The sequence below is a fragment of the Hymenobacter agri genome (genome assembly GCF_054778495.1).
Genome location: NZ_BAAGZM010000370.1, coordinates 1 through 4,252, shown reverse-complemented (window position 1 = coordinate 4,252; position 4,252 = coordinate 1). Strand labels below are relative to the sequence as shown.

Here is a 4,252-nt window from a genome sequence, read left to right as displayed (position 1 = left end):
CTGCCGGTGGGCACGCTGAGCGTGAGTGGGCTACCCGCCGCCGAAGGGTTGGGGTAGGCCGCCAGCCCGGCGTCGAGGGCCGCGTCGCGGGTGCCGAGGCGGATGATGCGGCGGTAGATGTCGCGGTATTCCACGCCCGTGATAGTTTCCTGACCGGCCAGCACGCGCGTGGTGATGGTGAGCACGGGCACGTGCTGGGTTTTGGCCAGCCATTTATACTCGCGGGTCAGCGGAATATCAAAGCCCTGGCCGGGCGTGCCGCCAATGGCTACGCTGTCGTGGTCGATGAGCTTGGTGACGACGCGCACCGTCTGGAACGTGCCGAAGGGCGTGGTAAGCGTGCCCCAGGCGTCGGGCCGGTTCACGCGCTTGCGCTTCTGGCTGAGGTAGCCGGCCGAAGCAATGGCGGCCGGCGTCGAGAAAAACGAGGCGCTGGAATCGGGCTGGCTGGCGAAACTCAGCGGGAAGCGGTAAATCACGTCCTGCTGGGCCTGGCTGGCATACGTCACCGGAATGGCCGTGCCGCTCAGCGTTGCGCCGAAGCCCACCGAGCGGAAGTCCTGCTGGGCTGCCGCGGCTGCCGACAGGTTATAGAATTGGTAAGTATCGGAAATAGGTAGGGGCAGGCCCACTCCGGCCGGTAGCGGCAATGCCTGTGGCGAGGCCACCGTGGCCCGGTTCACGCCGCCCGCCGGCCCGAATGTGAAGGCGTAGAACAGCGAAGTGGCCGTAATCACGCTGGCCGGCACGTACGACTCCACGCGCTGGCTGGTGGGCACCAAACCGGCGTAGTTCCAGGTTTGGTTGGCACCGCGCTGGCTCAGGGGCGGGGCGGTGGCGGGTAGCACCGGGTTGGCCACGCTCAGGCGCAGGCTGTCGACGCCAGCCGTGAGCGAGGGCATGTCGGTACGGTCGATGACGGGGGAAGTCTGGGCCAGGGCCGGAGCAGCCGTCAGCAGTAAAAAGGGTAGGAGTCGGCGCATAGAATCAGGGCAAGAGGATGCCCACGAAGATACACCGACTCCGGCCCGCTTTAAGCAACCCCCTGCATCTCGGGAATTTCGCCGGCGGGCACCACCAGCTTGCCGGCAGTAGCGTCCACAATCTGCTCCACGCTCACGCCGGGAGCGCGCTCGCGCAGCACAAAGCCGTCGGGTGTCACGTCGAGCACGGCCAGCTCAGTCACGATTTTCTTCACGCAGCGCAGGCCCGTAATAGGCAAGGTGCAGTCGGCGAGGAGCTTGCTGCTGCCGTCGCGGGCCACGTGCTGCATGGCCACGATGATGTTCTTGGCCGAGGCCACCAAATCCATGGCGCCGCCCATGCCCTTCACCATCTTGCCCGGAATCTTCCAGTTGGCAATGTCGCCGCGCTCCGAAACCTCCATCGCGCCGAGGATGGTCAAATCCACGTGCTCGCCGCGAATCATGCCGAACGAGTCGGCCGAGGAGAAGATGCTGGAGCCGGGCAGGGTGGTTACCGTCTGCTTGCCGGCGTTGATAAGGTCGGGGTCGACTTGGTCTTCGGTAGGGAAGGGGCCCATGCCGAGCAGGCCGTTTTCGGATTGCAGCTCGACGTTGATGCCGGCCGGGATGTAGTTGGCTACCAGCGTGGGAATGCCGATGCCGAGGTTGACGTAGGAATTATTCTGAACCTCCTGCGCAATGCGCCGGGCGATGCCGTGTTTGTCGAGCATGATTTCGGGTGGGATGGGAACTGGGGAAGAAAGCACGTCATGCAGAGCGCAGCGAAGCATCTCGCTTGGGGAAGTAATCCTAACTAATAGGAATTTACTGCTGCACGCGAGATGTTTCGCTGCGCTCTGCATGACGTTCTGTTAGAACTTACGACGGCCGCACCGTACGCTGCTCAATGCGCTTCTCGTAGGCGGCGCCCTGAAAAATGCGCTGCACGAAAATGCCGGGTGTGTGAATCTGGTTGGGGTCGAGCTCGCCGGCGGGCACCAACTCCTCCACTTCGGCCACCGTGATTTTGCCAGCCGTGGCCATCATGGGGTTGAAGTTGCGGGCCGTGCCTTTGTAGATGAGGTTGCCGGCGGTGTCGCCCTTCCAGGCTTTCACGAAGGCGAAATCGGCGTGCAGGGCGGTTTCGAGCAGGTACATCTTGCCGTTGAACTCGCGGCTTTCCTTGCCTTCGCCCACTTCGGTGCCGTAGCCCGCCGGGGTGTAGAAGGCCGGGATGCCCGCCCCGCCGGCCCGGCAACGCTCGGCCAGCGTGCCCTGCGGAATCAACTCTACTTCGAGCTCGCCGCTCAGAAGCTGGCGTTCAAACTCGGCGTTTTCGCCCACATAGCTCGAAATCATCTTGCGCACCTGCTTGGTTTGCAGCAGCCGGCCGATGCCGAAGTCGTCGACGCCGGCATTGTTCGAGATGCAGGTCAGGTTCTTCACGCCGAGGCGCAGAATTTCCTGAATCGAATTTTCGGGGATGCCGCACAGGCCGAAGCCGCCGAGCATCAGGGTCATGCCATCGGCCAGGCCCTGCAGGGCGGCTTCGGCGTTGGGAACGGTTTTGTCAATCATGGGGGGTGGGAATGGGCGGCGCGGGTGCGCCGTTGGGGCCGAAAATTACATCACGGCGCGGGCTTGGCCGGCGGTTGGTAGTCGAGCGGCAAGAGCTCGCCGATTTTCTCGAAGCCCCAGTAGTCTTCGTTCAGCACGGCCAGCGGCACCACCAGCACCCCGATGGCTTCCACTTCGGCCTCGGGCTGCTGCAGGTGCACCACCGATTCTTCGTAGCGGGGCCGCACCGAGGTGAAGTTGGGGCCCGGCCGGCGGTAGTTCAAATCGGGCGTTTCGCGCTCGTAGGTCACGGCCAGCAGGTCGCGGAAGCGCAGCCACACCCGGCCGCTGCCGGGCTCGGTCCGGCGCATGCTGTCGGGTGGCAGTACCGGCTTGTAGAGAAAAGCCAGCTCGCGGGGTTCGCGTAGGGCTTTCAGCAGCGAATCGGGCAATTGGGTGGTACTGTGCTGGCGTTGTAGTTGACGCAGGACTTCGTCGGCTGCCAGACGGCGGCGGTTGGGCACTCGCCGCAGCTTCTGCACCCGAAAGCCTTCTTCGGCCACGCGGTTGGCGTACACGCTCCGCAAAAAGTGCTGGTAGGAGCCCAGGTAAGCCTTTTGGCGGTTGGCGGCCCAGCGTCGGCGCTGGCGCGGGGTGCCCGGCAGGTCCTTGAAAACCACCTGCGTGAGCAGCGTAAGTCCCACGCTCTGGTCGACAAACTCGGCCCGAAAATCGAGTTGATAAAACGTGAGGTGGTAGCCTAGGGCCGGGTTTTCCACTTCGAGCGCGTGCGGCACGCTGGCCGACAGCACGTTCTGCAGCGGGTCGTAGCGCACGCGCACTCCCTCAGGATTGAGTACCCGGCACTGGCGCGAGCGCGTGGAGCTGCCCAGAAACAGCCCCAGAAAGCGCTGGTAGTCGTCGGCCCGGTTGGGCTCGGGGCGCACTACAATTTCGGCCAGCTGCTGGGCCAACGGGGCCACGAGCGGGTTGAGCATCAGCGCGCCAGTGAGGTTGACTGGCTGGCTGAATCGGCGGTAGCCCACGTAGCTCACGCCTAGGTCGTAATGCCCCGGCGGCACGTTCGCCAGCCGGAAGCGCCCTTCGGCATCGGTGGTGGTGCCCAGGCTGGTATTGGCCAGAAACACACTGGCAAACGGCAGCGGAGCCTGCGTGAGCGAATCGCGCACCTGCCCCGAAACTGATACCTGCCCCCAGCCAATAGCCGGGCACAGCAGCAGCGCCAGCAGCACCAAAAGCAACCCTTGCCGCGCCTGCCAGTGGCCGGCGGCTTCGAAGTGAACCATGCGGAGAAAGACCATTAGCACCGGCCCTGCCGCCAAGGTACTCCCGGGCTGCGACTGTTGAGCGGCCTACCGTCCCCGTACCGGCCGGGCCGCCGGCCGCGTCGCGGGAGCCGGGGTGCGCGTGGGGCTGGGCATGCCCGTGGGCACGTAGTCATACGGCAAGAGCTCGCCGATTTTCTCGAAGCCCCAGTAGCCGCCAATAGCCACCGAGAGCGGGTTGCGCAGCGAGCCGTCGGCCTGAATCTCGGCCTCATTATCGACCAGCTGCAGGCGCGATACCTGCCGCTGCGGCGGAAACGGCGTGCGCGCGTAGCCCAGTGTGGCCATCGGCTGCTTGAAGCGCGGGTCGGGCGCTTCGCCGAAGTGCGCCACCTGCAGGTCGCCGCTGAAGCGCAGGTAGGTGCGGCCGTTGGGCTTCACGTA

General features: G+C 64.9%; 5 protein-coding genes. All 5 read right to left on the bottom strand.

All coding sequences use genetic code 11. The annotated features are described in order from the left end of the window. A partial coding sequence (locus ACYVDE_RS15840; RefSeq protein WP_460502515.1) for a hypothetical protein occupies positions 1-983 on the bottom strand: 983 nt, incomplete at its 3' end. A gap of 50 nt (positions 984-1,033) precedes the next feature. After that, complete coding sequence (locus ACYVDE_RS15835) at positions 1,034-1,696, bottom strand: sugar phosphate isomerase family (RefSeq protein WP_460502514.1); 663 nt, start codon at positions 1,694-1,696, stop codon at positions 1,034-1,036. A gap of 148 nt (positions 1,697-1,844) precedes the next feature. Next, positions 1,845-2,543 (bottom strand): CoA transferase subunit A, encoded by a 699-nt coding sequence (locus ACYVDE_RS15830; protein WP_460502513.1) that lies wholly within the window; start codon positions 2,541-2,543, stop codon positions 1,845-1,847. Positions 2,544-2,593: 50 nt separating this feature from the next. Continuing rightward, a complete protein-coding gene (locus ACYVDE_RS15825) occupies positions 2,594-3,829 on the bottom strand; it encodes a carboxypeptidase-like regulatory domain-containing protein (RefSeq protein ID WP_460502512.1) in 1,236 nt (411 codons plus the stop codon). Between the two features lie 66 nt (positions 3,830-3,895). Continuing rightward, on the bottom strand, positions 3,896-4,252 hold a 357-nt coding region (locus ACYVDE_RS15820; RefSeq protein ID WP_460502511.1), incomplete at its 5' end, for a hypothetical protein.

Excerpts from the sequence above, each read along its gene's own strand:
- ACYVDE_RS15825 (WP_460502512.1), bottom strand. The coding sequence starts at position 3,829 with ATGGTTCACTTCGAAGCCGCCGGCCACTGGCAGGCGCGGCAAGGGTTG.
- ACYVDE_RS15835 (WP_460502514.1), bottom strand. The coding sequence starts at position 1,696 with ATGCTCGACAAACACGGCATCGCCCGGCGCATTGCGCAGGAGGTTCAG.
- ACYVDE_RS15830 (WP_460502513.1), bottom strand. The coding sequence starts at position 2,543 with ATGATTGACAAAACCGTTCCCAACGCCGAAGCCGCCCTGCAGGGCCTG.